This is a genomic window from Spirochaetota bacterium (assembly GCA_038043445.1).
Taxonomy (GTDB): Bacteria; Spirochaetota; Brachyspiria; order Brachyspirales; family JACRPF01; genus JBBTBY01.
The window spans coordinates 1-22,197 of sequence record JBBTBY010000026.1 but is presented as its reverse complement, the minus strand read 5'-3'; the positions used below and the strand labels follow the sequence as shown (position 1 = coordinate 22,197).

The 22,197-nt window shown below is 56.6% G+C and carries 22 protein-coding genes; 15 read left to right on the top strand and 7 right to left on the bottom strand.

Annotation, left to right across the window (positions count from 1 at the left end):
* Window positions 1–3: 3 nt before the first annotated feature.
* The 3 genes from AABZ39_03790 to AABZ39_03780 form a co-directional block, all read right to left on the bottom strand.
* Complete coding sequence (locus AABZ39_03790; protein ID MEK6793871.1) at window positions 4–912, bottom strand: HD domain-containing protein; 909 nt, start codon at window positions 910–912, stop codon at window positions 4–6.
* Between the two features lie 137 nt (window positions 913–1,049).
* Window positions 1,050–1,943, bottom strand: coding sequence for an ornithine carbamoyltransferase (gene argF / locus AABZ39_03785; GenBank protein ID MEK6793870.1), 894 nt, complete (start codon window positions 1,941–1,943; stop codon window positions 1,050–1,052).
* Window positions 1,944–1,963: 20 nt separating this feature from the next.
* Window positions 1,964–3,139, bottom strand: coding sequence for an acetylornithine/succinylornithine family transaminase (locus AABZ39_03780; GenBank protein MEK6793869.1), 1,176 nt, complete (start codon window positions 3,137–3,139; stop codon window positions 1,964–1,966).
* A 232-nt stretch (window positions 3,140–3,371) separates the two neighbouring features.
* Between AABZ39_03780 and AABZ39_03775 the strand changes: the two genes are divergently transcribed.
* The 5 genes from AABZ39_03775 (at window position 3,372) to AABZ39_03755 (ending at window position 7,844) form a co-directional block, all read left to right on the top strand.
* Window positions 3,372–4,064 (top strand): hypothetical protein, encoded by a 693-nt coding sequence (locus AABZ39_03775; GenBank protein ID MEK6793868.1) that lies wholly within the window; start codon window positions 3,372–3,374, stop codon window positions 4,062–4,064.
* 38 nt (window positions 4,065–4,102) lie between these two features.
* On the top strand, window positions 4,103–4,594 hold the full coding sequence (locus AABZ39_03770) for a DUF2127 domain-containing protein (protein MEK6793867.1): 492 nt from the start codon (window positions 4,103–4,105) through the stop codon (window positions 4,592–4,594).
* A 2-nt stretch (window positions 4,595–4,596) separates the two neighbouring features.
* A complete protein-coding gene (locus tag AABZ39_03765) occupies window positions 4,597–5,880 on the top strand; it encodes an Nramp family divalent metal transporter (GenBank protein ID MEK6793866.1) in 1,284 nt (427 codons plus the stop codon).
* A 97-nt stretch (window positions 5,881–5,977) separates the two neighbouring features.
* Complete coding sequence (locus AABZ39_03760; protein ID MEK6793865.1) at window positions 5,978–6,829, top strand: hypothetical protein; 852 nt, start codon at window positions 5,978–5,980, stop codon at window positions 6,827–6,829.
* A gap of 1 nt (window position 6,830) precedes the next feature.
* Window positions 6,831–7,844, top strand: a complete 1,014-nt coding sequence (locus tag AABZ39_03755) for a Gfo/Idh/MocA family oxidoreductase (protein MEK6793864.1) — start codon at window positions 6,831–6,833, stop codon at window positions 7,842–7,844.
* 6 nt (window positions 7,845–7,850) lie between these two features.
* Here the strand turns inward: AABZ39_03755 and AABZ39_03750 are convergent, their stop codons facing one another.
* Genes AABZ39_03750 through AABZ39_03735 form a run of 4 tightly spaced genes read right to left on the bottom strand, consistent with a single transcriptional unit; the run spans window position 7,851 to window position 10,981 of the window.
* On the bottom strand, window positions 7,851–8,498 hold the full coding sequence (locus tag AABZ39_03750) for a hypothetical protein (protein ID MEK6793863.1): 648 nt from the start codon (window positions 8,496–8,498) through the stop codon (window positions 7,851–7,853).
* A gap of 8 nt (window positions 8,499–8,506) precedes the next feature.
* Window positions 8,507–9,328, bottom strand: a complete 822-nt coding sequence (locus tag AABZ39_03745) for a hypothetical protein (protein ID MEK6793862.1) — start codon at window positions 9,326–9,328, stop codon at window positions 8,507–8,509.
* Window positions 9,329–9,357: 29 nt separating this feature from the next.
* Window positions 9,358–10,380, bottom strand: a complete 1,023-nt coding sequence (locus tag AABZ39_03740) for a hypothetical protein (protein MEK6793861.1) — start codon at window positions 10,378–10,380, stop codon at window positions 9,358–9,360.
* Window positions 10,381–10,390: 10 nt separating this feature from the next.
* Complete coding sequence (locus AABZ39_03735) at window positions 10,391–10,981, bottom strand: hypothetical protein (protein MEK6793860.1); 591 nt, start codon at window positions 10,979–10,981, stop codon at window positions 10,391–10,393.
* A gap of 378 nt (window positions 10,982–11,359) precedes the next feature.
* Between AABZ39_03735 and murC the strand changes: the two genes are divergently transcribed.
* The 10 genes from murC to AABZ39_03685 all read left to right on the top strand — a co-directional run.
* Complete coding sequence (gene murC, locus AABZ39_03730; GenBank protein MEK6793859.1) at window positions 11,360–12,718, top strand: UDP-N-acetylmuramate--L-alanine ligase; 1,359 nt, start codon at window positions 11,360–11,362, stop codon at window positions 12,716–12,718.
* The gene (locus AABZ39_03725; protein MEK6793858.1) at window positions 12,702–13,613 is read left to right on the top strand and encodes an FAD-binding protein; all 912 of its coding nucleotides are present in this window, start codon (window positions 12,702–12,704) and stop codon (window positions 13,611–13,613) included. The genes murC and AABZ39_03725 overlap by 17 nt, the downstream gene beginning before the upstream one ends.
* A gap of 15 nt (window positions 13,614–13,628) precedes the next feature.
* Entirely contained in the window at window positions 13,629–14,621 is a 993-nt protein-coding gene (gene trpS, locus AABZ39_03720) for a tryptophan--tRNA ligase (GenBank protein ID MEK6793857.1), read from the top strand.
* A 283-nt stretch (window positions 14,622–14,904) separates the two neighbouring features.
* Window positions 14,905–15,123, top strand: coding sequence for a hypothetical protein (locus AABZ39_03715; GenBank protein ID MEK6793856.1), 219 nt, complete (start codon window positions 14,905–14,907; stop codon window positions 15,121–15,123).
* A gap of 1 nt (window position 15,124) precedes the next feature.
* Window positions 15,125–15,991: an RluA family pseudouridine synthase gene (locus AABZ39_03710; protein ID MEK6793855.1), complete on the top strand. Its 867-nt coding sequence runs from the start codon at window positions 15,125–15,127 to the stop codon at window positions 15,989–15,991.
* Window positions 15,988–16,698 (top strand): pseudouridine synthase, encoded by a 711-nt coding sequence (locus AABZ39_03705; GenBank protein MEK6793854.1) that lies wholly within the window; start codon window positions 15,988–15,990, stop codon window positions 16,696–16,698. Before AABZ39_03710 ends, AABZ39_03705 begins: the two co-directional genes overlap by 4 nt.
* A gap of 98 nt (window positions 16,699–16,796) precedes the next feature.
* On the top strand, window positions 16,797–17,489 hold the full coding sequence (locus AABZ39_03700; protein MEK6793853.1) for a tetratricopeptide repeat protein: 693 nt from the start codon (window positions 16,797–16,799) through the stop codon (window positions 17,487–17,489).
* Window positions 17,489–18,754, top strand: a complete 1,266-nt coding sequence (hisD, locus tag AABZ39_03695) for a histidinol dehydrogenase (protein MEK6793852.1) — start codon at window positions 17,489–17,491, stop codon at window positions 18,752–18,754. Before AABZ39_03700 ends, hisD begins: the two co-directional genes overlap by 1 nt.
* Before the next feature lie 19 nt (window positions 18,755–18,773).
* A complete protein-coding gene (pheT, locus tag AABZ39_03690; GenBank protein ID MEK6793851.1) occupies window positions 18,774–21,149 on the top strand; it encodes a phenylalanine--tRNA ligase subunit beta in 2,376 nt (791 codons plus the stop codon).
* A 475-nt stretch (window positions 21,150–21,624) separates the two neighbouring features.
* Window positions 21,625–22,197, top strand: a 573-nt coding sequence (locus AABZ39_03685) for a CsgG/HfaB family protein (GenBank protein MEK6793850.1), incomplete at its 3' end; no start/stop codon positions are given.

The window sequence follows — 22,197 nt, the reverse complement described above, 5'->3', positions numbered from 1 at the left end:
ACGCTATTCCGTGAGTTTTTCCACGATGCCGCCGCGCTTCAGGTGATCGCGATAATTCCCGCCGCCGTCGACGATGACCCGTTTGAGATAATCGATGTTCTTCTTGATATTGTATTGATAGAGATCGCGGTCAAGGTCCCATCGGTTCTTGAAATGTGCCGCAAGATGCTTCGCAACATCGCCGAGATCGTCCCTGACCCGTTTCTTCACCACGGTGTGATAGAAATGATCGGTCTTCTCGATCAGGTCCTGTTCCGAAGCGTACATCGGTTTTCCCGAATCGACCGATTCCTTGTACAGGAGGAGGAGCTTTTCGAGATAAAGCCGATCGGCGACCTGCGCGATGAGGTCCGCGGTGGCGACGATACGCGCGGCACGTTCTATCCCCGGCGTACGGAATTTCAGCTGTGAGGGGACTATCGAGAGTTTCGTCAGCGCGACCATTATCTCGCAATCGTTCACGGCAGCCTGCGGCAATCCCTTTGTGGCGAGGTATTCGTGGACGTTGGCCACACTTCTGAGCTCATGCTTCGCCCCGTATTTCGCCCCCGTACCCTCGGCGTCATCCACTGTCTGCAGATACCCCGAGTCGTGGAGGAGCGAGGCGATGAGCGCGCGGAGCATTTCCGATTCGCCCAGTCCCGCGCCGTTCACCTGAGCGCCGTGCGCAATGCGTGCGGTGGCGAGGAACACGCTTAAGGTATGATCGATGTCGTGATACGGCGTATTGCTCGGCTTGAAGGCGCCGAATTCGCCCTTGAACATCTTCTGCACATCGCGGAATATGCTCGTCATGACCGTGATGAGCGTCGCCATGCCCATGCGGCTCAATATCTCCGACACCTCTATGAGCACCGCATTCGGGTCGGTTATGAACATGATGCTGTCGGTCGGGTCTCTTTTTTCAAGCATGGTATCACCGTATCTCTTTCAATAATTATCGGTGTATCCGTGATGATTATTGAACGTCGGTACTATGCCGAAAGGGTCCACGCTTTGGATAGCCGGCGTCAAATTCGAAGCGCTATGATACGGCAGGGATCCGTCGTCTAGCGCATGAGCGCGAGGAGTACCGCCATCTGCGCATGCATCCGGTTCTCCGCTTCGTCGAATACGACGGAGTTCGGCCCATCGATGACGTCGGCAGCCACTTCCTCGCCGCGATGCGCCGGGAGACAGTGCAGGAAGATATGGTCCGGCTTGGCGAGCGACATGAGCGAGGCGTTTATCTGATATTTCTTGAACGCGTTGATGCGTTTCTTGTATTCCTTCTCCTGCCCCATCGATGTCCACACGTCGGTATACACGACGTCCGCATCCCGTACGCCATCGCGCGGATCGATATGGTATTTCACGGACGGCGTGCGTACGCGTACGGCGGCAGGCATCTCATACCCCTTGGGCGATGATACCGTGCATGTGACACCGAGCGTTTCGCAGGCAAGCGCGAGCGACGCGGCTACATTGTTGCCGTCGCCGACATAGGCTATCTTCACATCGAGCGTCTTCTTATGCTCGAGCACCGTCATGAGGTCGGCGAGTATCTGGCACGGATGTTCGTCATCGGTAAGTCCGTTGATGACGGGGATGGAGGCATGCTTCGCAAGGAGCTCGACGTCATGATGCGCGAACGTCCGTATCATGATGCCGTCGATGAAGCGCGAAAGCACCCGCGCGGTATCCTCGACGGATTCGCCGCGCCCGAGCTGTATGTCGTTCTGCGAGAGGAATATCGCATGGCCGCCGAGCTTGTGCATGCCGACCTCGAACGATACCCGCGTCCGCGTGGAGCTTTTCGAGAATATCATCCCGAGCACCTTGCCGGCGAGCGGTTTTCCCCAGACACGGCGCTTCAACTTCATACCGAGCGCAAGGAGCCCGTTGAGCTCATTGCGCGAAAGATCGGCAATGGAAACGAGGTCTTTCTTCGAGAGATGTATCATGGTCTTCTCCGTAGCGTGTGCTAGTACTGTTTGAATATGCCGTCGATGACGGCGAGCGCGTGCGCGATCTCGCGTTCGCCGATGATGAGCGGCGGAATGAGGCGGAGCGTCCTGTCCGCGATGGCGTTGACGATGAGGCCCTCGCCGAAACATTTCATCTTCACCGCATCAGCGGAGATGGAAAGTTCCACGCCGATCATGAGCCCCTGTCCCCGTATCTCTTTTATGAAATGATATTTTTTTGCGCGTTGCGCGAACTCGCCGCGCAGCGTTTCACCGGCGGCGCGCACCCGTGCGAGGAATTTCTCATCGGCTACGATATCGAACACGGCATTCCCGACGGAAACGGCAAGGGGATTGCCGCCGAACGTCGAGGCATGCGACCCCGGCGTGAACACATCCGAGAATGCGCTTGCTGCGTGCATAGCGCCGATGGGAAAGCCGTTGGCAAGCCCCTTCGCGAGCGTAAATACGTCCGGTTTTTCGGGAAACCGTTCATAGCCGAAGAGCGTACCCGTCCGCCCCATGCCGGTTTGCACTTCATCGATGATCATAAGCGCATTGAATTTTTTCGTGAGCGACCGGACGAGGCGATAATACTCCTCGCTCACCGGGTACACGCCCGCTTCGCCCTGCACCACTTCGATGAACACGGCCGCGGTATGCTCGTTCATCTGCGCGGTAAGCGCGGCCATGTCATTGTACGGAACATAGGATATGTTCGAAAGCGCGGGATAATCCTTTCGATATTTTTCCTGACCGGTCAGATTGAGCGACCCGATGGTGCGTCCATGGAACGAATTGATCATGGCGATGACGCCCGTCTTTTCCGGCGATATGCCTTTGCCCCGTTTGACGGCGAGCTTCAACGCCGCCTCGTTCGCTTCGGTGCCGGAATTGCAGAAGAACGTTTTCCCGCCGAGCCCGTGTTTGGCGATCTTTTCCCCGAGCGATATCTGCGCGGGTATCTCGAAAAGGTTGGATGTATGCCACACGCCGTGCGCCGCTTTGGTGAGCGCCTTCACCGCGGCGGGATGCTGATGGCCGAGTATGGTCACGGCGATGCCGGAAAGGAAATCGAGATAGCGCTTCCCGTCGCTGCCGGTAAGGTATGCGCCTTTCCCGTCGGTGAAGTGCATCGGCATGCGGTTATAGGTGTGCATGAGATACTGTTGACTGTCTGAATAATCGCCCATACTTTTTGTCCCTTTCCGGGATCTCCTCATGAAAAGCGCTGGCCTATCACACCCCCGCTGCTCAGCATATGTTCGCGCACTTGCTGTGCGCTCACTGACACCAAGCGGCAAAGCCGCTATGGGGGAAAAGCGTTATTCTAGCAGAGCAGGGTAAAAAATGCAATAATCGAATGCGAATTTTCATTGTAATGGCCGGCTTGCAACATCGTTTCCATTGTGGTATAGTCACCTCATGAAACGCGGATGCCTCACGATCATCATCGTCCTTCTCGCCGTCATTATCGCCGTATTCGTGGCGCTTAACCCCGCCGTACTCGATATCAGCACGGTCATGGGGTTCGGTGTTGAGCAATACGCCAATAATGTCGCCCATTTCCACCGCGATAAATACATACGCACCTTGAGGGAAATGCCTGCGTACCGTTCCATCATGCCCCTCGTGAAAGCGGACACCGCATCGATGTTCACGCTCCCCGAGCGCGTCATACTGCTCAGGGGATTCACGCCGCGCGGAAGCGTGACGTGGGTGGCGGCCAAGGCATACCGAGGCAAGCGCGAAGTGAACTTCTACCTTATGATACCTGAGCCGCTTGCCGCTGTCGGCGGTGATGCGACGAACACCTGCTTCGAGCCCGTACCCGCATCCTATTTCGTCACGATACGCACGCTCTATGCGCGCGAGTATCGCAGCATGGTACGCGACCGCGTTGCGGTGACCGAGCCGACCGACAATATCGAGGAGCAGAAGCTCCGTGAGGATCGCACCTTTGCCGAGGTGACCAATATCGGTGTAAAGGCGGTCTTCATCAAGCGCGCCGATATGCCGCTCGTGCGCCGCATCCATGAATTCTATCTCGGCAGGAAGAACGAAGCGATACGGCTCCTGCAGCTCGATGATTCATTCACCCTTATGACGAATTTCTAGCGCATGTCCTCCGCTCTGACGCCGGGGAGTACGCGACCATGGCAGCACTGAAAGGATCGACCGCCGGGCTGCGCGCTATCGCTGTCTTCGAAGCGACAAAGGGCCTCTTGGTCATCATCGCCGGAACGGGATTGTTCCGCCTGGCCGGCGGCGATGTGCAGGGAAGTATCCATGAGCTCCTTTCCGCGTTCCATCTCAATCCCGCGCGCCATCACCCGAACATTTTTCTCGATGCGCTTACGCACCTCAATCGTGCGAACCTGCGGGCTATCGCCGCGAGCGCGCTCATCTATGCGGTGTTGAAGCTCATCGAGGCGTACGGATTATGGCGCGAGCGCATGTGGGCGCAATGGCTTGCGGCGGCATCGGTGTCGCTGTTCATACCGATCGAGATCTATGAGCTCTCGGAACATGTTACGATGGCGCGTCTCGTCATTTTTGCCGCCAATGTGACGCTTGCCGTGTTCCTGCTCTACCGGATAATCGTACAGTCGTATCAGGCTCACATCGAACGGATGAAAGGGCGATAGCGATGAAATTCATCGGGGTGGTCCGCGACTTTTTCCTTATTCCGGAACGTACCCGGCACGCAGCGTTCGCCGTTCTCAAGTATATCGGACCGGGGCTTTTGGTCACGGTCGGCTTCATCGATCCGGGCAACTGGGCTGCGAACGTGGCGGCCGGTTCGCAGTACGGATATACCCTCCTCTGGATGGTCACGCTTTCGACGCTCATGCTGATACTCCTCCAGCATAACGCGGCGCATCTGGGTATCGCGACGGGGCTCTGTCTCTCGGAAGTGGCGACAAAACATCTCCCTCCGGTCGTTTCTCGGACGATCCTCGGGAGTGCCGTGCTCGCATCCATTTCAACGGCGTTGGCGGAAGTGCTCGGCGGTGCCATCGCATTGCAGATGCTTTTTCATCTCCCGCTCAAGATCGGGGCCGTGCTCACCGCCGGGCTCATACTTGTGTTCATCTTCACGAGTTCATATAAGCGCATCGAACGCGTCATCATCGGTTTCGTATCGCTCATCGGCTTCTCATTCCTCATCGAGATAATCTTCGTGCGCCCGGACTGGCATGCGGCAGCGGTCGGATGGGTACTGCCGCAGATCCCCTTAGGGTCCATCGCCATCATCATGAGCGTGCTCGGCGCTGTGGTCATGCCGCACAATATCTTCCTTCATTCTGAGATAATACAGAGCCGCGAATGGCATACCAAAGGGAAAAAGACGATACAGCACCGGCTCAGGTTCGAATTCACCGATACGCTTTTCTCGATGCTGGTCGGGTTCTGCATCAACAGCGCGATGATAATCGTCGCGGCGGGTGTTTTCTTCAAGAACCATATCGTCGTCACCGAGCTTGCGCAGGCGAAGGCGATGCTCGAACCCATGCTCGGCCCCGCTGCCGCCATCATCTTCGCCATCGCGCTCCTTTTCGCCGGCGTCGCATCGAGCATCACGGCCGGCATGGCGGGCGGGAGCATTTTCGCCGGGATATTCGGCGAGCCGTACGACATCAAGGACAAGCATTCGCGTGTCGGCGTCCTCGCGACCATCATCGGTGCGCTTATCGTCATATTCTTCATCGGCGACCCCTTCCGCGGTCTCGTCGTCTCGCAGATAGTACTCAGCGTACAGCTCCCCTACACGATATTCCTCCTCATCGCGCTCACCTCGTCCCGCAAGGTGATGGGCGTGTACGCGAACCGTCTCTCAACGAAAATCATGCTCGGCGCAGTGGCGTCCGTCGTTACGGTGCTGAACGTGCTTTTGCTTATCGATATCATTCGGTCGTTCACCGTACATTGAGAATTTTCTGCGCTCCAGCAGGAGGGGTCACGTGACCCCTCCTGCTGGATAAAAAAGCCCGCCTTGCAACCGTGCCCCCGTGTGATATAGTCGCATCATGTTCATTCACCAAAAGATCCACCTGCATCGACGATGCATTCCGATCATCGCGCTTGCAGTGCTGACCACCGTGTCATGTATCCCGTCACGCGATTATCTCATGGAGAACGCACCGCAGATATCCGTCGCATCGTTCGTGATACGTTCCGTTGCCGGGACGGCAATGACGGCCGACCTCATGCTATCCATCAACAACCGCTACGATGTGGAAGTACCGCTCACCACGCTCACTGCCGATGTGAGCGACGGGTCCGGAGCGCTCCTCGTCTCGGCGAACGTCACGACGAACACGTTCATCGGAGCGCTTTCGACCACGCTCATTCCCGTCTCGGCGCTGCTCGATATGTCGCGCATCGCGAACGCGACAGCGAGCGCGGTCTCGCAGGGGAAGATGCTCCTCACCGTCCGCGGGAGCGCGCTCATCGGCAAGGGCAAACGGGCGCAGGCGCTTCCGTTCGAACACACGATCACCGTCATCATACCGCGTGTCGGGATCTCCAAGCTCGGCATCGGCGAGATCAATCCCATCGCCGGGCGCGTGAACCTTGCCGCACGCCTCACCGTCGAGAACGACCCGGCCGCGGGAACGCTCGTCGCCATAACCTATACCTGTACGCTCAACGGGACATTGATCTCAAGCGCGTCCCTGTCCAATGTCTCACCGAAAGAAGAACGCTCCGAATTCGATCTGTCGCTCCCGGTATATATGCGCGTAGCGACCGATGCGTTCTCCGCTGTCGTATCACGCAAAAGCGTCGCCTATGTCATCGATGCTGTTTTCATCTATAGGACAGCAGAGGGGGAACAGGCGGTGCCCTATCGCTTTGCCGGTTCCCTCGGAGGAAAGTGATATGCAGGATACAAAGATGCTCAGGGTAGCGATCGTCGGTGCGAGCGGGCATTGCCACTATGTCAAGAGCGTGTCCCCGGAGAACGCCGCGCGCATGCGCGTGTCGGCACTCATCGCAGATGGGGCGGATGCGGAACGCTTGGCGAAGTCCTACCCCGACGCGAAACGGTATCCATCGATGGGGGAATGTCTTTCGTGTGAGCGTATCGATATCGCCGTCGTCAATCCGGAATTCTCGCATATCGCCGGAACAGCCATGACATGCGTCCGCGAGCACATCCCGGTGTTCCTGGAGAAACCATTCGCCCTCGAATGGGACGATCTCGTATCACTGTTCGAGCTGTCGAAGCGTGAACACACGCCGATATATCCCATGTTCGACATGCGCTTCAGCAATGCATACTTCACCGCGCGTGAACGTGTACGTACGGGCGCCGTCGGAACGCCGATACTCATAGGGGCGCAGAAATCGTATAAGCTCGGTGAGCGCGCGGCGTTCTACCGCGAGCGAGCGTCCTACGGCGGTACGATACCGTGGGTGGCGATACATGCCGTCGACTTCGTGCGATATGTCGCCGGTGTGAACTATGCATCCGTCACGGCCCGCCACACGACGGTTGGCAATGCCGGACACGGGGCGCTTGAGAGCGCCGCCGTCATGCAGTTCACCACCGATGAAGGGGCGTTCGTCACGATAACGGCGGATTATCTGCGCCCGAAGGATGCGCCGTCGCACGGCGACGACCGCCTGCGCATTGCGGGCACGAAGGGTGTTCTCGAGATACGCGGCGAAAAGCTCTATTGTATCGATACGGCCGGCGAACGCGAAATAGCATTACAGTCGCCGCCGCGGGAGATATTCGACGATGTCATCGCAATGGCCGAGGGGAAGCGGGATACGACAGCATCCGCGGCCGACGGATTCTACGCGACGGCGATAGCGCTTCGGGCGCGAGAAAGCGCCGATGCGATGAGCACCATCGATCTCACCGACGCGAAGGGATTCCTGCGCTGATCGTTGTTAGCGGGAAGCATTGCGCTGCAGGTCGACCGCCTGGCGCGCATAGTTCTGGATGAAACGGTCGATCGCCACTATGCTCGCTTTATTCTTGTCGCTCAGGAAGAGATTGCCGCCGCCGGAGAAGAACGTTGTCGCGTTCCCGCTCAACTTTATCTTCGATACTGACGTGCCCGAGGGCGATGCGAGTATGCTTACATCGAACTCGATAGCGAGCGTTTCCGTTGTTGTCGAGCGCCCGCGGCTGTCCGTGTTCCTCGTATACGTGGTCGTCACCGATAGCGGGCGTACGGTGATGATATACCGCACCTCTTTTACTGACGTGAGCTTTGATATTTCGGCTTCGGCATTGAAGGTGTTGTTCGTGAACGCGTCGGATGTCTCAATGCTTGCGGGGGATATGATGAATTCCCGGTCATAGCAGGTCTTTTCGCTCACGGTCTTGGTGAGCAGCCTCCATTCGCCGTTGACGACGAGATAATTGCGGAGCTGATCGGCGGCGAGTATCGCTTTCAGATTATCGGTAGCCGGCACAACGGCGATGACGGTACCGCGGGCGAGAAAGCCGCTGTCATCGACGGTAAGACGCGGCGGCGTAACGCAGCCGAACACCGCGAGGAGAACGAGGATGAGAGCGCCGTATCGTGTCATCGGGCGGCTCACTTTCGCACCAACTGATACGAACGGTTCGTATCATTGTACGCGATAAAGCTTGGGATGGCGATGATGAGATTGAACACACCCAAACCGGCGGTAAAGCCGCCAAGGAGAAGAATGTTGTTCTCATTCGCGTCATTGTTCGGCGACTGCGTTCGTATCCCGTAGTAGACCCCGAGGCCGATGGCCGTCAAAGCGAACGCCATGGCGGAATAGACGAAACCGCCGGTCATCCATCCGTAGGAATCGACACGGTCCGAATGAAAAAGGTTGAGCGTTACCGCGTCGCGCGTGAGGAAAGCGTCGGCGGAAAGCGTTTCCGGCAGGACGAGCTTTGCCGCTGTCTTCGTATCGGGCGTATCGAACATCAGCTTTCCCGCTGTCGTTTTCGTCGGCATCTCGAAATCGAGATCAAGATTGACGGACAACCGCTTCTTTATCTCCGAGAGCACCGACGGGAATTGCGTCCTGAAATCGGTGAAGGAGAATGTTTTCTCCGCAATGAGGTCGCCGAGCCTGCCCCCGAGGAGGCGGTACGAGTATTCATACGTGTCGCCCCGTATCAATGTCTGTACGAAAAGCATATCCAGTGCATATGCCTTCCCGAACGCTTTCGCCGTTTCGCTTTCGGAAGCCGTACGCGGCAAAGCGCCGATGTTCGTGAGCATATAACCGCTATCGACAAGGCGCGAGAATATGCGCTCGTTCAACTGCTCGATCTGCGCTTCGGAGAACCCTTCCGTCCGCTCGATGGAAGTATAGCCGATCGTTCGCGCTGATAGTACGGAGGCCGCGAGTATTGCGAAAAGGAAGTGTATCCTCATTGCCGTATCCTCACTATCGTTATCATCGTTCAATCGATCATGCTTTCTGCTGCACCGAGCGCGGCGAGATTGGTATTGACGAGATACATCTTTCCGAATGCGTCTGAAACCGGCCATTTCATCATGACGTATGCAAGCGTGAATTCTTTCGTCTTCGTCAGGGCGGCATTCGCTGTCGATATGCGTCCTATCTCATACCCGCCTGCGCTCATTATCATATATAAAGGGGATGCATACGGCGACCAGCCGATGGAAACGGAATTCGTTATCGATCCGATGAGGGCCGGCGCTGCGCCGGATCGCACATCGAGCATATACGCGAGAAAATTCGCACTGTTCGTCTGCGTGATGATGAGGAGTTTATCGCCGTCCGGTGACGGGCCGATGGAAAATACGGGGTTCGGCGGTGCTGAAAACTCAAGCACCATCGTCGCTATTGTTGCCGTCGTTTTCGCGGCAAGGTCGTATTTTTTTATCGTATAGGTATTGGTATACGGACCGCTCCCGACCATGTTCGTGGAATAGTAAAAAGCGGCTTTGCCGGCAAGCGGAACGCTCACGTTTATATTGCTGCCTATCAGGTCGCGCTTTGTGGCATAGTAGGGATTGATGACGATGGTCTCGGAGTTGACACCGGTAATCTCTTTTATAATGAGATCGCCGTTCGGGCATGGGTACACAAGGTTCGGAGTGGAAGCAGCACTGCCGGCGAGGATCAATTCCTCACCGGTACCATCTATATTGTAGCGATACAGATCGATATATCCAGCCGCGGTTTTTTGTGCAAGTGTATAAAAATATCTTTCGTCCTTTGATACTTGTACATTAAGGCTGATGAATTCATATCCGTTGGTAGTAAGAACCCCTTTCACATTATTGCCGGTCGCCAAGTCCCAGCGATATACGTTCGAAAAAGTGGACATGAAAATGTATTGGCCTCGCCCATATTTCATAAGCGATGTCCCGTTCGGGGCGAACGGATTGTCGGTACGCAGGCATGAAATGCCGACGAGGGCCAGCGCGAGCATTACGATGAACATACATCGTTTCATAGACAACCCCCTATTTCGCCAGGCGTATGGTAACGCCGACGCTTACTTGGAACAGGAACGGCACCGCCCCGGCGGTCATTGCCGAGATATTCATTATCGTCCTGAATTCAACGGGGAAGGCGAGATTCTCGTTCACGTAGAATGAATAGCCGGTAAAGACGGCGGCGCCGAAATCGTGGCCGATGGATTCGGGAGGCAATGGCGATGTCATGGTTGCATCGCCGGTATTCCCCAGAAGCGTGTACATGAGCATGGGCCCGAAACCGAAATAGTAACTCTTGCCGAAATGGAATTTGAGATCGATGCCGTAGTGAATGCCTATCTCGAAGAGATACGCCCCGGCGGTGTATCGATCGACGGGGAGGAAATAGCGATCGCCGGCAAAGAGACCATAGGCTTCCAATCCGAACGCTCCCGCCTCGGTGCCGAAGGTCGCTTCCGCGGTGAAGCCGCACCCGTATGCCGCACCGACCCATACGCCGCGCGCACCGGCGAGATTGAGCCCGAACGAAAGGGGCATCTTCGCCCCGATACCGAACCCGGCATGCAGCATGGTCGAAAGGGCGCAAAGAATGACGATGATTGAAGCGCGAATTCGCATGACATTCCCCGTTCGTACCGGCAGTGCAACATCGCTGCCGTGATCGATGATTCATTATACGATATCAGCAGGGTCCGGTCAAGTGAATGTGCAAGCCCAAAAGATCACGTAAGGAGCGTCACGGAGAAAAGGTTGAGAAAACAAAAATGACTTGATCTTTTTTACCCGAAAGGCAATGTCTGCTCTGCATTATCCTCCATGTATTTTCATCGCATTCTCTTATGTTCTCTGTGCCCTCAGTGGTTTTCTTTTCTTACGTGTTAATTCGGGGCTCTTTGTGCAAGCACATGTGCATCGATATCGAAGTGCCGTCGCCTTGCCAAAACAGCTTACTTGGATATAATACGCAGACATTATCAGCATGCACTCGGAGCGCTCATGTTCGCAGAAAAACAGAAGATACATTTCATCGGCATCGGCGGCATCGGCATGAGCGGCATTGCACGCATACTCCTTTCGATGGGATACAAAGTGAGCGGGAGCGACCTCCATCGCGGCGACGTGAGCGATGCGCTCGCGCGAAAAGGCGCGCATGTCTTCGAAGGCCACGCACGGGCGAACGTCATGCCCGATGTGGCGCTCGTCGTCACCTCCTCGGCGATACGCCCCGACAATCCCGAGATAGCGGAAGCGAGAAAACGGGGCATCGTGATAATACACCGCTCGGAAATGCTCGCCGAATTGATGCGCCTTCGCTACGGCATTGCCATTTCCGGCACGCACGGCAAGACCACGACGACATCGCTCGTAAGCCATCTCCTCACCGACGCGGGACTGAAGCCCACCTCGGTCATCGGCGGGAAATATTTCAATATCAATTCCAATGCGAATTTCGGCACCGGCAGATATCTCGTCTGCGAGGCGGATGAGAGCGACGGCTCCTTCCTGCGCCTCTCGCCGGTCATCGCGGTGGTGACCAATATCGATAATGACCACCTCGACCATTACAAGACCGAAACGGCGCTCGCCGCCGCGTTCACCGAATTCGTCAATTCCGTGCCGTTCTACGGCTCGGCGTTCCTCTGCTTCGAGGACAAGGCCGTCAGGAAAATGGCGGCGCATGTCAATAAGCGTTATTACCGCTACGGCTTCGACAAGGAATTCGATATTGCCGCGACGAAGATACGCCGTTCGGGCGCAGGCTGCGAATTCTCCGTAACGCTCTTCGGAAAGGACATCGGTGAATTTCACATCCCGCTCTTCGGCGACCATAATATACTCAACACGCTTGCCGCCATCGGTGTTGCTTCCTCGCTCAAGGTGAAGCCGGACCGCATACGCAGATCGCTTACGGGCTTCGCCGGTGTCGGACGGCGGCTTAATCTGGTGCATGACGGTGATATCCGCGTGTTCGATGACTACGGCCATCACCCCACCGAGATAAAGGCGACGCTTGCAGCGCTCAAGCAGGCGGTGAGCGGGCGGCTTGTCGTCGTGTTCCAGCCGCATCGCTACTCGCGGACGGCGGCGCTTTACCGCGATTTCGGCAAGGCGTTCGGCAAAGCCGACAGCGTCATCGTGACCGATATCTATCCCGCCGGGGAAAAGCCCATGTCCGGCGTGAACGGAAAGCTCATTTATAAAGAACTTGTGAAGAACGGTGTTTCGGTCCGTTTCGCTTCGCGCGATGATGTCGTGTCGGCTATGCACGAGACCTCAAAGAACGGCGATACGGTGCTTACGCTCGGGGCCGGCGATATATATAAGGCGGGAGAGCGTTTTGTATCAGGGCTATAAACAATTATCCGTCTATGCGGAAAAGCGCGGTCTGGAACTGAAGGAAAGCTTTCCATTAAAGAGCATGACGCCCTTGCGCGTAGGCGGTGTCATCGACAGGCTCCTTACCGTTTCAACGGAGGAAGACCTTCTCGCCGTGCATGAGATACTCCGTGCTGAGTCCATCCCCTCGGTGATACTCGGCGATGCGACGAACATCCTGTTATCGGAGCGCGGTTTCCAGGGCGTAGCGCTTCGCTTGAAGGGCGCGTTCACCGAGATGAGCTTTTCCGGCGATACGTGCACGGCGGGCGGCGGCGTGGGCATGGAAGTGCTCTCTCGCAGGGCGCGCATGGAGAAACTTTCCGGTCTCGAATTCGCGAGCACGCTCCCGGGTACGGTGGGCGGCGCAACGGCGAAGAACGCCACCTGCTTCGGCATATCGTTCTCGGATATCATCACCCGCGTGCGCTCGATAGCCCCCGACGGCACTATCGAGGAGCGCATGACGTCCGAGATACGCTTCGGTGAACGAGAGAGCGACCTCGGGGGCTCGGTGGTCATCGGCGTGACGATGCAGCTTGAGGCGTCCACCGAGGATAATATTCAGACCACGACGGAAAAGTATCGATATATCCGGGGCATTCTGCAGCCGTCGTCGCGTTCGAGCGGGCTCATCTTCAAGGACCCGCCGGGGAACAAGGCGTACAAGATGATCGAGCGTGTCGGCGCGGCGAACCTCGTCATCAACGGCGCGAAGTGGTATAAGCAATTCCCCAATTACATCGTTTCGAGCGGCACGGCCACCGCCGATGATGTGTACCGGCTCATCGTGGAAACACAGAAACTCGTCTATCAGCATTACAATGCCGAGCTCAATCTCAATCTGCTTCTGCTCGGCGAATTCGGCGTATAGCCGGAAGGAACGGATATGGCACAGAAGATAATGTTAAGCGGCATACAGCCGACGGGGGACCTTCACATCGGCAATTATCTGGGCGCGATAAAGAACTGGGTATCGCTCCTCGATGATTATTTCGGTTTCTTCTTCATCGTCGACTATCACGCGATAACGATACCCTACGACCCGAAGGCGATGCGCTCGCGAATTCACGCCGCCGCGGTGGAATATCTCGCTTCAGGACTTGACCCTGAGAAGTGCATCATCTACGTGCAGTCGGAAGTGCGCGCGCACACCGAACTCACCTGGATATTCAACACGGTCACACCCATGGCCGAGCTTGAGCGCATGACGCAGTTCAAGGACAAGTCCGCGCAGCATGAGGAGATCAATGTCGGACTTTTCGATTATCCCGTACTCATGGCGGCGGATATCCTCCTCTATCATCCCGATGCGGTGCCGGTGGGCGAAGACCAGGTACAGCATCTCGAACTCACGCGCATGATAGTGCGGAAATTCAACGCGCGTTTCGGCGAGTACTTCAAGGAGCCAAGGACGATACTCTCCGAGGCAAAGCGCATCATCGGCCTTGACGGCGAGCGGAAGATGAGCAAGTCGCTCAATAATCACATACCGCTCCGCGCAACGCCGGAGGAGACGGAAAAGCTTCTCCTCGCCGCGGTCACCGACGTGAACCGCAAGCGGCGTACGGACTCGGGCAACCCCGACGTCTGCAATGTCTACAGCCTTCATAAATTCTTTACACCGGACGCGGAACGCGAGGAATGCGCGAAGCAATGCCGATCTGCCGGCATCGGCTGCGTAGACTGCAAGAAGATACTCGCGAAGCATATGAACGCGGCGCTCGCGCCCGTCCGCGAACGGATAGCCGAGTACTCAAAGAAACCCGATTACATTTCGGACGTGCTCGAGACCGGCAGGAAGCGTGCCGCGGAGATATCGGAAAAGACGCTCGATGAAGTGCGCTCGCTATTGGGGATCTCGGCGCTCCATCGCCCGTAGGGAATGATGACGGAGCATGTAATGGCTGAGGCCGATACATTCATTTTTGATGCGCAGACCTCACCCCCAGCCCCTCTCCCGGATGATTCGACAGGCTCACCAACAACCGGAGAGGGGAGCGCTTCCTTTTTCTTCTTATCCCCCTCGGTGCGCTCCGTGGTTTTCCCTTTCCCTTCTTTACATTATTCCTCTATCCGTGTTCATCTGTGTTCATCCGTGGTTAATTCCTCTTCCCTCGGCATACTATATATCCATGCTCGTAATACTTACAAGAGGAACAGCAATGGACGATGATACCGTATTCCGCCGCGTGAACATCATCACGCTCGATCGGGCGATAAAGCAGCGCTGTACCGGTTCCGCGGACACCATGGCCATAGCGCGAGCCATGATACGCGTGCTCAATCGGAGCATCTCCCGATCGGTGACGGATTTTGAACGCGGCGACGGCGATTTTGAGGCCTGCTATCTCGAAGCACTCCGGTCGCTCGATGGCAAGTGAAGTGACCGCAAAGACAACCGCGCGGGCGCTCACGGTCCTTAAAGAAGGGCTTCCGCAGTATTCGCGCACCGAGCTTGAAGCGCTTTTCACCGAGGGGCGCGTCCGATACGACGGCCATCGCATAAAAAAAAGCGAGCGGATATCGGAAGGCGGTGTTCTTTCCGTCGATATCACTGACGGTGCCGGGATAACGGCGAATCCTGCCATTTCGCTTTCCATCGTTTTCGAGGATGAAAGCATCATCGCGGTGAATAAACCCCCCTTCATGCATACGGTGCCGCTTCGGCATGACGACACGGACACGCTCATGAACGCCGTTGCCGCGCATTGCGGGAAAACGCCCGAGGCGGGCGGCGTGCTCAATGCGGGGAGCGTCAACAGGCTCGATCATGAAACGACGGGGCTTGTGCTCGCGGCAAAGAGCGATCAGGCGTTCGGAACGCTCAGCACGACATATCGATCAGAACGCACGGAAAAATACTACCTTGCGCGAGTGGCCGGCACACCGCCGGGGCATATGCTCATGGAAGATGTGCTCGTGAAGGAGCGCTCGGGTGAGAAAGAGAAAATGCGCGTCGGCGATGTACGCGGACTGCGCGCGCGCGCGGAACTCACGCTGCTTGCCCGATGCCCTGATACAATGGATGAATGCTATGTGCTCCTGCGATTGATCACCGGCGTGCGGCATCAGCTGCGCGTGCAATTGGCATCGCGCGGATATCCGATAGTCGGCGATGCGCTCTACGGAGGACGGGAGAATACGACCATGCTCCTCCATTCGCTCATCGTTGAGACGCATCACCCGGAGAGCGACAGACGAATCATGCTCTGCGCTGTGCCGCCGGAAATGTTCTGGGGTGACGGATGAATCCCGGCATACGGCTTCAGGTGATACTCTCGCGCGCGGGCATCGGCTCACGGCGCTCCTGCGAGAAGCTCATCGCGGAGGGACGCGTTACCGTGAACGGGGCTGTCGTCACCGAGCTTGGGACGCGCATACGCACGACCGATATCGTTTCCTTTGACGGCAAGGCGATAGCGAACGAAGCGATGGTCTACTTCGCCTTCCACAAACCGATGAATGTCATGAGCACGATGGCGAAACTCCGCGGCAAGCGTTCCATCGCCGATTATGTCGACGATATGCCGTACCGTATCTTCTACGCAGGACGATTGGATTTCAACTCGCGCGGGCTCATGATACTCACCAATGACGGCGCGTTCGCACACCGCATCACGCATCCGTCATTCGAGATAATAAAGGAATATCGTGTTACGGTGAAAGGGCTTGTCCGTGCGGAGGACTTCGCCCGTGCGCGCAAGGGCATCATCCATGAGGGCGTATCCTATCGCTTCCGCGGATGCGAGGTACTGACAGCGGACGATGAGCGTTCCGTGCTCCGCGTGCTCATGAACGAGGGCAAACGCCGGGAGATACGCATCGTCTGCGATGCCCTCGGTCATCATGTGACCGATCTCGTGCGTGTCGCCATCGGCACGGTCGTGCTCGGGAAGCTTCTACCCGGGGCGATGCGGCCGCTCTCGGACGCGGAAAAGGCGTCTTTTCAGGGCTGAAACCGATCTTTCCTTGTATTGCATTTTGACGATTTTTCCTGTACTATCCATCTTTCATACCGTACGTATCGAGCATATTTTCCGAAAAAGGGCATACCATGAACGAGCAGGAAAAAAAACCGGCAATGACCAATGAGCGAATGCGGGCCGTACTTATCGAAGTACTCACGAAATACCGCGTTGCCATAGGCCTCGGCGCCCTGGCGGCGGTGACCGCCATCATCATCATCATCGGATATTCCTTCGTACAGCAGGGCCGCATGGTGAAAGCGAACGAGGTCTATGAGCGGGGTTTCTCGCTCTTCCTGCAGTCGCGCCGCGCCGGCAATGTCCTTGAAATGAACCAGATGCTGAACGATGCGGTCACGTCGCTTCAGGATGCGGAAAAGAAAGCGAGCGGAACACCGCTCTCGCTCCGTGCGAAGTATTTCCTCGGCAACTCGTTCTACTACATGAAGAACCAGACCGAGGCGGTCAAGCAGCTTACGGCGGTCAGCACTCATCGCTCGTTCTATCTCGCCCCGCAGGCGATGTACGATCTTATCCTCATATCCATCGAGGGCAGCAATTACGATGACGCGCTCAATTATGGGTCGAAATTCATGAAGGCTTGGCCGAAGTCATACCTTGCCGGCGAAGTCGTCATGACGATGTCCATGGTGGAGCGTAAGCTCAATCGCCGCGAGAAGGCGATAACCCTTCTCAAAGACTTCCTCAAGGCGAACCCGGACAGCGTGTACAAGAAAAGAATGGCCGAGCGCGTGTCCCTCCTTGAAGCCAGGGTCATCTGATGCTCACCGAGGCGTCGGAAGTATCACTTACTCGCGCCGTCACTTTCGATGAAAAGATACTCCGCACGGTAAGCGGTATCGTCGAGGATGTACGGAAGAGCGGCGAGGAAGCCGTAAAGCGCTATGTCCGCGAATTCGATTCGCCCGCAGCAGCGGATATATCGCTCATCGTCCCGAAAAGCGAGCTTGAATCATGCGCGAAATTCGCGGATGCGCGCGTCCTTAAAGCGGTACTGACCGCAAAATCGAACATCGAGAAATTCCATATCCTTGAGCGCGAGCGTTCGTTCTTTACAGCCGGCGCTGATGTCATGCTCGGGCAGAGCATCGTGCCGCTCGACCGCGTGGCGGTATACGTCCCCGGCGGCAAGGCGTTCTATCCCTCGACATTGCTCATGACCGTGATACCGGCGATGATAGCCGGTGTGCCCGACATCACCATCGTCACCCCGCCGGACAGGAACGGCGCCGTGCGCGAGGAGATATGCTATCTCGCACAGCTCCTCGGTGCGGCACGGATAGTGAAAGCGGGCGGTGCGCAGGGCATCGCGTATGCGGCGTTCGGCGGCAAGGACCTCGTGCCCGTGGACAAGATCGTCGGTCCGGGCAATGTCTATGTCACGCTCGCGAAAAAGCTCGTGTACGGCTACTGCGCCGTCGATATGCTCGCCGGGCCCTCGGAGATAATGATAATAGCCGACGACAGCGCTGATGCAGGCTGCATCGCACGTGATCTTATTTCGCAGGCGGAACACGATGAGGACGCATCGTCGATACTGGTAACGACATCGCGCGAGCTCATACGCGCGGTGAACGAGAAGCTCCCGGCGTACGTGAGCGCATCGAAACGACGCGCCATCGCCGAAGCCTCGATACAAAAGAACGGCAAGTCGATACTTGTGGAATCGCTCGAACGTGCGTTCGCCGCCGCCAATAAATACGGCCCCGAACACCTCGAAGTGATAACGCGCCTCTCCGACGCCGAGGTCATAGGCTCGGTGAAGAACGCAGGCGCGCTTTTTCTCGGTGAGAACACGCCGGAAGCGCTGGGGGATTATCTCATCGGGACGAACCATGTGCTCCCCACCTGGGGGGCAAGCCGCTTTTCATCGCCGCTCGGCGTATACGATTTCTATCGGCGGGTGAACGTTATCCGCGCGAGCAAACGATATATCACGACCGCCGGCGAGGATGTCATCGCACTCGCGGAATATGAAGGCCTTTCAGCGCACGCGGATGCAGTGCGAGAGCGGCAGAGCCGATAACAGGCACGAGGATGCACCAATGAAGATACCGCTTTCCTGGCTCAAGGAATATGTCGACCTCGAGAACATCACGCCGGAGATGCTCTCCGAACGGCTCACGCTTTCCGGGGCCGAGGTGAGCTCGCTTACCCGCATCGGCGCCGATATTCCCGGCGTTATCATCGGGCGCATCGTCTCATTCGAGAAACACCCCAATGCGGATAAGCTTTCCGTCTGTTCCGTCGATCTCGGCAGGCTCGGTGTGAAGAGCATCGTCTGCGGTGCGCCGAACGTAAAGGCGGAAGCGCTCGTACCGGTGGCCACCGTGGGCACCGTGTTCCCCAACGGCCTTGTGATAAAGAAGGCGAAACTGCGCGGCGTCGAGAGCAGCGGGATGATATGCAGCAAAGCCGAGCTCGGTCTTGAGGAAACATCGGACGGGATATGGCTCATCGATGCGCCGGTGGAACCGGGCGACGCGATACAGTCGGTGCTCGGCGGCGGCGATTACGTGTTCGAATTCGAGATAACCCCCAACCGCGGCGATCTCCTTTCCGTCGCCGGCATGGCGCGCGAGGCAGCATCCGTATTCGACCGGCGTTTCGTGATGCCGGAAACGAAAGCGTTCGAGCACAGGACGGGCAATGTCGATATTTCCATCGAAGACACCACGGGCTGTCCGCGCTATTCTGCACGCATGATAACCGGTGTGCGCATCGGTCCCTCGCCGCGATGGATGGCCGAACGCCTGGAGCGCGCGGGACTGCGCTCGATCAATAATGTCGTCGATGTGACGAATTACATCATGCTCGAATACGGTCAGCCCCTGCATGCGTTCGATCTTACGAAGATAGAGGAGAAGAAGATAATCGTGCGCCGGGCGAAGAAGGGCGAAACGATAACGGTCATCGACGGATCAACGCACACGCTCTCCGAGGACATTCTCCTCATCTGCGACGGGAAAAAGCCGATCGCGGCAGCGGGCATCATGGGCGGCGCCAATTCCGAGATCGACAACAATACGAAGGACATACTCCTTGAAAGCGCCTTCTTCGATCCTGTTACCGTGCGAAAAGGGAGCAAGATGATCGGATTGAAAAGCGATGCATCCTACCGTTTCGAACGCGGCATCAATCCGGAAACCACCGTCATGGCGCTCAATCGCGCTGTCGAGCTCATCATAGAAACGGCCGGCGGCGAGATAGCGAGCACGGCGAAGGACATCTATCCCTCACCGTTCGAACCAAGGACCATCGTTTTTAACTGCGACCTTGTGCAGAAGCATCTGGGCGTGGAACTCTCGCGCTCGGACGTGCATGCGGTGTTCAAACGCATGGGTTTCATGATGGCGAATATCGGCGAGAACTCGCTTAAGATAGAGATACCCGTGTACCGGCCCGACCTCACGGCGGAGATCGACCTTGTAGAGGAGATAGCGCGCCTCGTCGGCTACAACGATATCCCTTCGGCCATGCCGCGCATCGCATCGCAGAAGGTGGAGAACGATTATCATGCCATGCTCGCGCTCTCTTCATACGCGGCTTCATGCGGCCTTACGCAGACCGTGCACTATTCCATGACGGACTCCTCCCTCGAAAGCCGCATCGGAACGGATGCATCGCGATTCATTCCCGTCATAAGCCCGCTCAGCAATGAGCATGACATATTGCGCCCGGGACTTTTCGCCGGCATGATGCGCACGGCGCTTCACAATCGAAGCCGCGGGAAAACAGGCGGCGCGTATTTCGAGCTCGGTTCGGTCTTCACTAAAGACGGCGACGGGTACTCGGAGCGAAAGATGCTCGCCGCTCTTTTCATCGGCACTACCGATGAAAAGAAATGGAACAATGCTGAACGCATGTACGACTTTTTCGATGCGACCGGCATACTTGAAAGCATCATCGTGAAATATCTGAAACGCCCGGGATACGGCCTTACGCCGTCAGCAGATCCTCGTTTCGTACCCACGGTGTGCGCGCGGGTAAACGCCGCCGGCAAAGATATCGGCGTTGCGGGCGAGGTCACCCCGACGATACGGAAAGTATTCGATATCAAAGAACGTGTTTTTTATTTCGAGATCGACGCCCTCGCGCTCCTTGGCATGGAAGGCAGGACAGGCTTCAACGAACTTTGGAAATTCCCGCCCGTGTACCGCGATCTCGCGCTCGTGCTCGACAGGACAACACCGTTTTCCTCCGTCATCGATGCGATACGCGCGTTCGATACACAGATACGCGATGTAAGCGTTGTCGACGTGTATGAAGGCGACCAGGTACCCGCGGGCAAGCGCTCGGTGGCGGTAGCCGTGGTGTATAATCATCCGGATAAAACGCTTACCGCGCCGGAAGCCGAGGCGATAGAGAAGGGCGCGCTCGCCATGCTCGAAAAGAAGTTCGGGATAACGCTGCGGTCGTAGCCCGCAATGAGTGGAACAGCCGGAAATACGCCGAAGTCCCGTTCCGACGCGAGATCGTCCGTGAAGGCATTGCCGTATGAGCACGGATGATAAGGATTTCGCAAAAATAGAGAACAAAGCATGAGAGGGTGGACGGGGCTTCAGCCCAATGCTGTTACGTTAAGGGAACAGATTCAATTCTGCGTTCCTCATCGCATCCCTCGGCTCCGCTCGGGAAGCGAATTTGTCTGTTATTGCATGAACATATGATGTCGTTCCCTGAGCGGAGTCGAAGGGAACGTTAACAATCTGACGGACAAACGCTTATCAGTCTTAACTTAACGGCATTGGGCTTCAGCCCCGTGTTCGAATATCCGGGATATGCAAGCACGGGGTCAAGACCCCGTGCTCTCTGTAATTTCAACGTTATCGTGAATCAATTTGACAATTGAACCTTCCGCGGTATAATCGCCTCTATCAATATCAGGGGTTTTTCATGATACAACGCCTTCTCATCTTCACCCTCCTCGCCGCCGTTCTCTGCGCAGCCGAAAAAAAACCGCGTGTTGCGGTGCTTGCGTTCACCGCCAAAGGTGTTTCGCAGATGGAAAGCGAAGCGGTCACCGAGCTTTTCGCGTCCGCGCTCGTCTCATCCCGCGCATTCGACGTGCTCGATCGCGCGAACATGGAGAATATACTCCGCGAGCAGCAATTCCAGCAGACCGGCTGCACCGAAACCGCCTGCGCGGTGAAGATCGGCAAGGTGCTCAATGTCGAATATATGATATACGGCGCGGTGATGAATATCGGCGATAAGTATTTCGTTTCGGCGAATATGGTGAATATCGAGACTTCGAAGATTGAAAAGTCGGGGCAGGAATCGACGGATAATTTCAAGCAGGTAAATGAAGCGCTCAGGCGTCTTATCGAAAAGCTTACCGGCATTATGATGGAGGAAGGCGATAAGGGGACGAAGATAAAATATTTCGGACGTGTCACTTCGGTTTCCGGGAATGAGGTGACGATAAACGCGGGGAGTGAGGATGGAGCCCGATTGAACGAGGAGTAT

Coding starts and splice junctions, on each gene's coding strand:
- AABZ39_03775 (MEK6793868.1), top strand. CDS start 3,372: ATGAAACGCGGATGCCTCACGATCATCATCGTCCTTCTCGCCGTCATT.
- AABZ39_03770 (MEK6793867.1), top strand. CDS start 4,103: ATGGCAGCACTGAAAGGATCGACCGCCGGGCTGCGCGCTATCGCTGTC.
- AABZ39_03715 (MEK6793856.1), top strand. CDS start 14,905: ATGGACGATGATACCGTATTCCGCCGCGTGAACATCATCACGCTCGAT.
- pheT (MEK6793851.1), top strand. CDS start 18,774: ATGAAGATACCGCTTTCCTGGCTCAAGGAATATGTCGACCTCGAGAAC.
- AABZ39_03765 (MEK6793866.1), top strand. CDS start 4,597: ATGAAATTCATCGGGGTGGTCCGCGACTTTTTCCTTATTCCGGAACGT.
- trpS (MEK6793857.1), top strand. CDS start 13,629: ATGGCACAGAAGATAATGTTAAGCGGCATACAGCCGACGGGGGACCTT.
- AABZ39_03740 (MEK6793861.1), bottom strand. CDS start 10,380: ATGAAACGATGTATGTTCATCGTAATGCTCGCGCTGGCCCTCGTCGGC.
- AABZ39_03705 (MEK6793854.1), top strand. CDS start 15,988: ATGAATCCCGGCATACGGCTTCAGGTGATACTCTCGCGCGCGGGCATC.
- AABZ39_03745 (MEK6793862.1), bottom strand. CDS start 9,328: ATGAGGATACACTTCCTTTTCGCAATACTCGCGGCCTCCGTACTATCA.
- AABZ39_03755 (MEK6793864.1), top strand. CDS start 6,831: ATGCAGGATACAAAGATGCTCAGGGTAGCGATCGTCGGTGCGAGCGGG.
- AABZ39_03780 (MEK6793869.1), bottom strand. CDS start 3,139: ATGGGCGATTATTCAGACAGTCAACAGTATCTCATGCACACCTATAAC.
- AABZ39_03750 (MEK6793863.1), bottom strand. CDS start 8,498: ATGACACGATACGGCGCTCTCATCCTCGTTCTCCTCGCGGTGTTCGGC.
- AABZ39_03790 (MEK6793871.1), bottom strand. CDS start 912: ATGCTTGAAAAAAGAGACCCGACCGACAGCATCATGTTCATAACCGAC.
- argF (MEK6793870.1), bottom strand. CDS start 1,943: ATGATACATCTCTCGAAGAAAGACCTCGTTTCCATTGCCGATCTTTCG.
- AABZ39_03735 (MEK6793860.1), bottom strand. CDS start 10,981: ATGCGAATTCGCGCTTCAATCATCGTCATTCTTTGCGCCCTTTCGACC.
- murC (MEK6793859.1), top strand. CDS start 11,360: ATGTTCGCAGAAAAACAGAAGATACATTTCATCGGCATCGGCGGCATC.
- hisD (MEK6793852.1), top strand. CDS start 17,489: ATGCTCACCGAGGCGTCGGAAGTATCACTTACTCGCGCCGTCACTTTC.
- AABZ39_03760 (MEK6793865.1), top strand. CDS start 5,978: ATGTTCATTCACCAAAAGATCCACCTGCATCGACGATGCATTCCGATC.
- AABZ39_03700 (MEK6793853.1), top strand. CDS start 16,797: ATGAACGAGCAGGAAAAAAAACCGGCAATGACCAATGAGCGAATGCGG.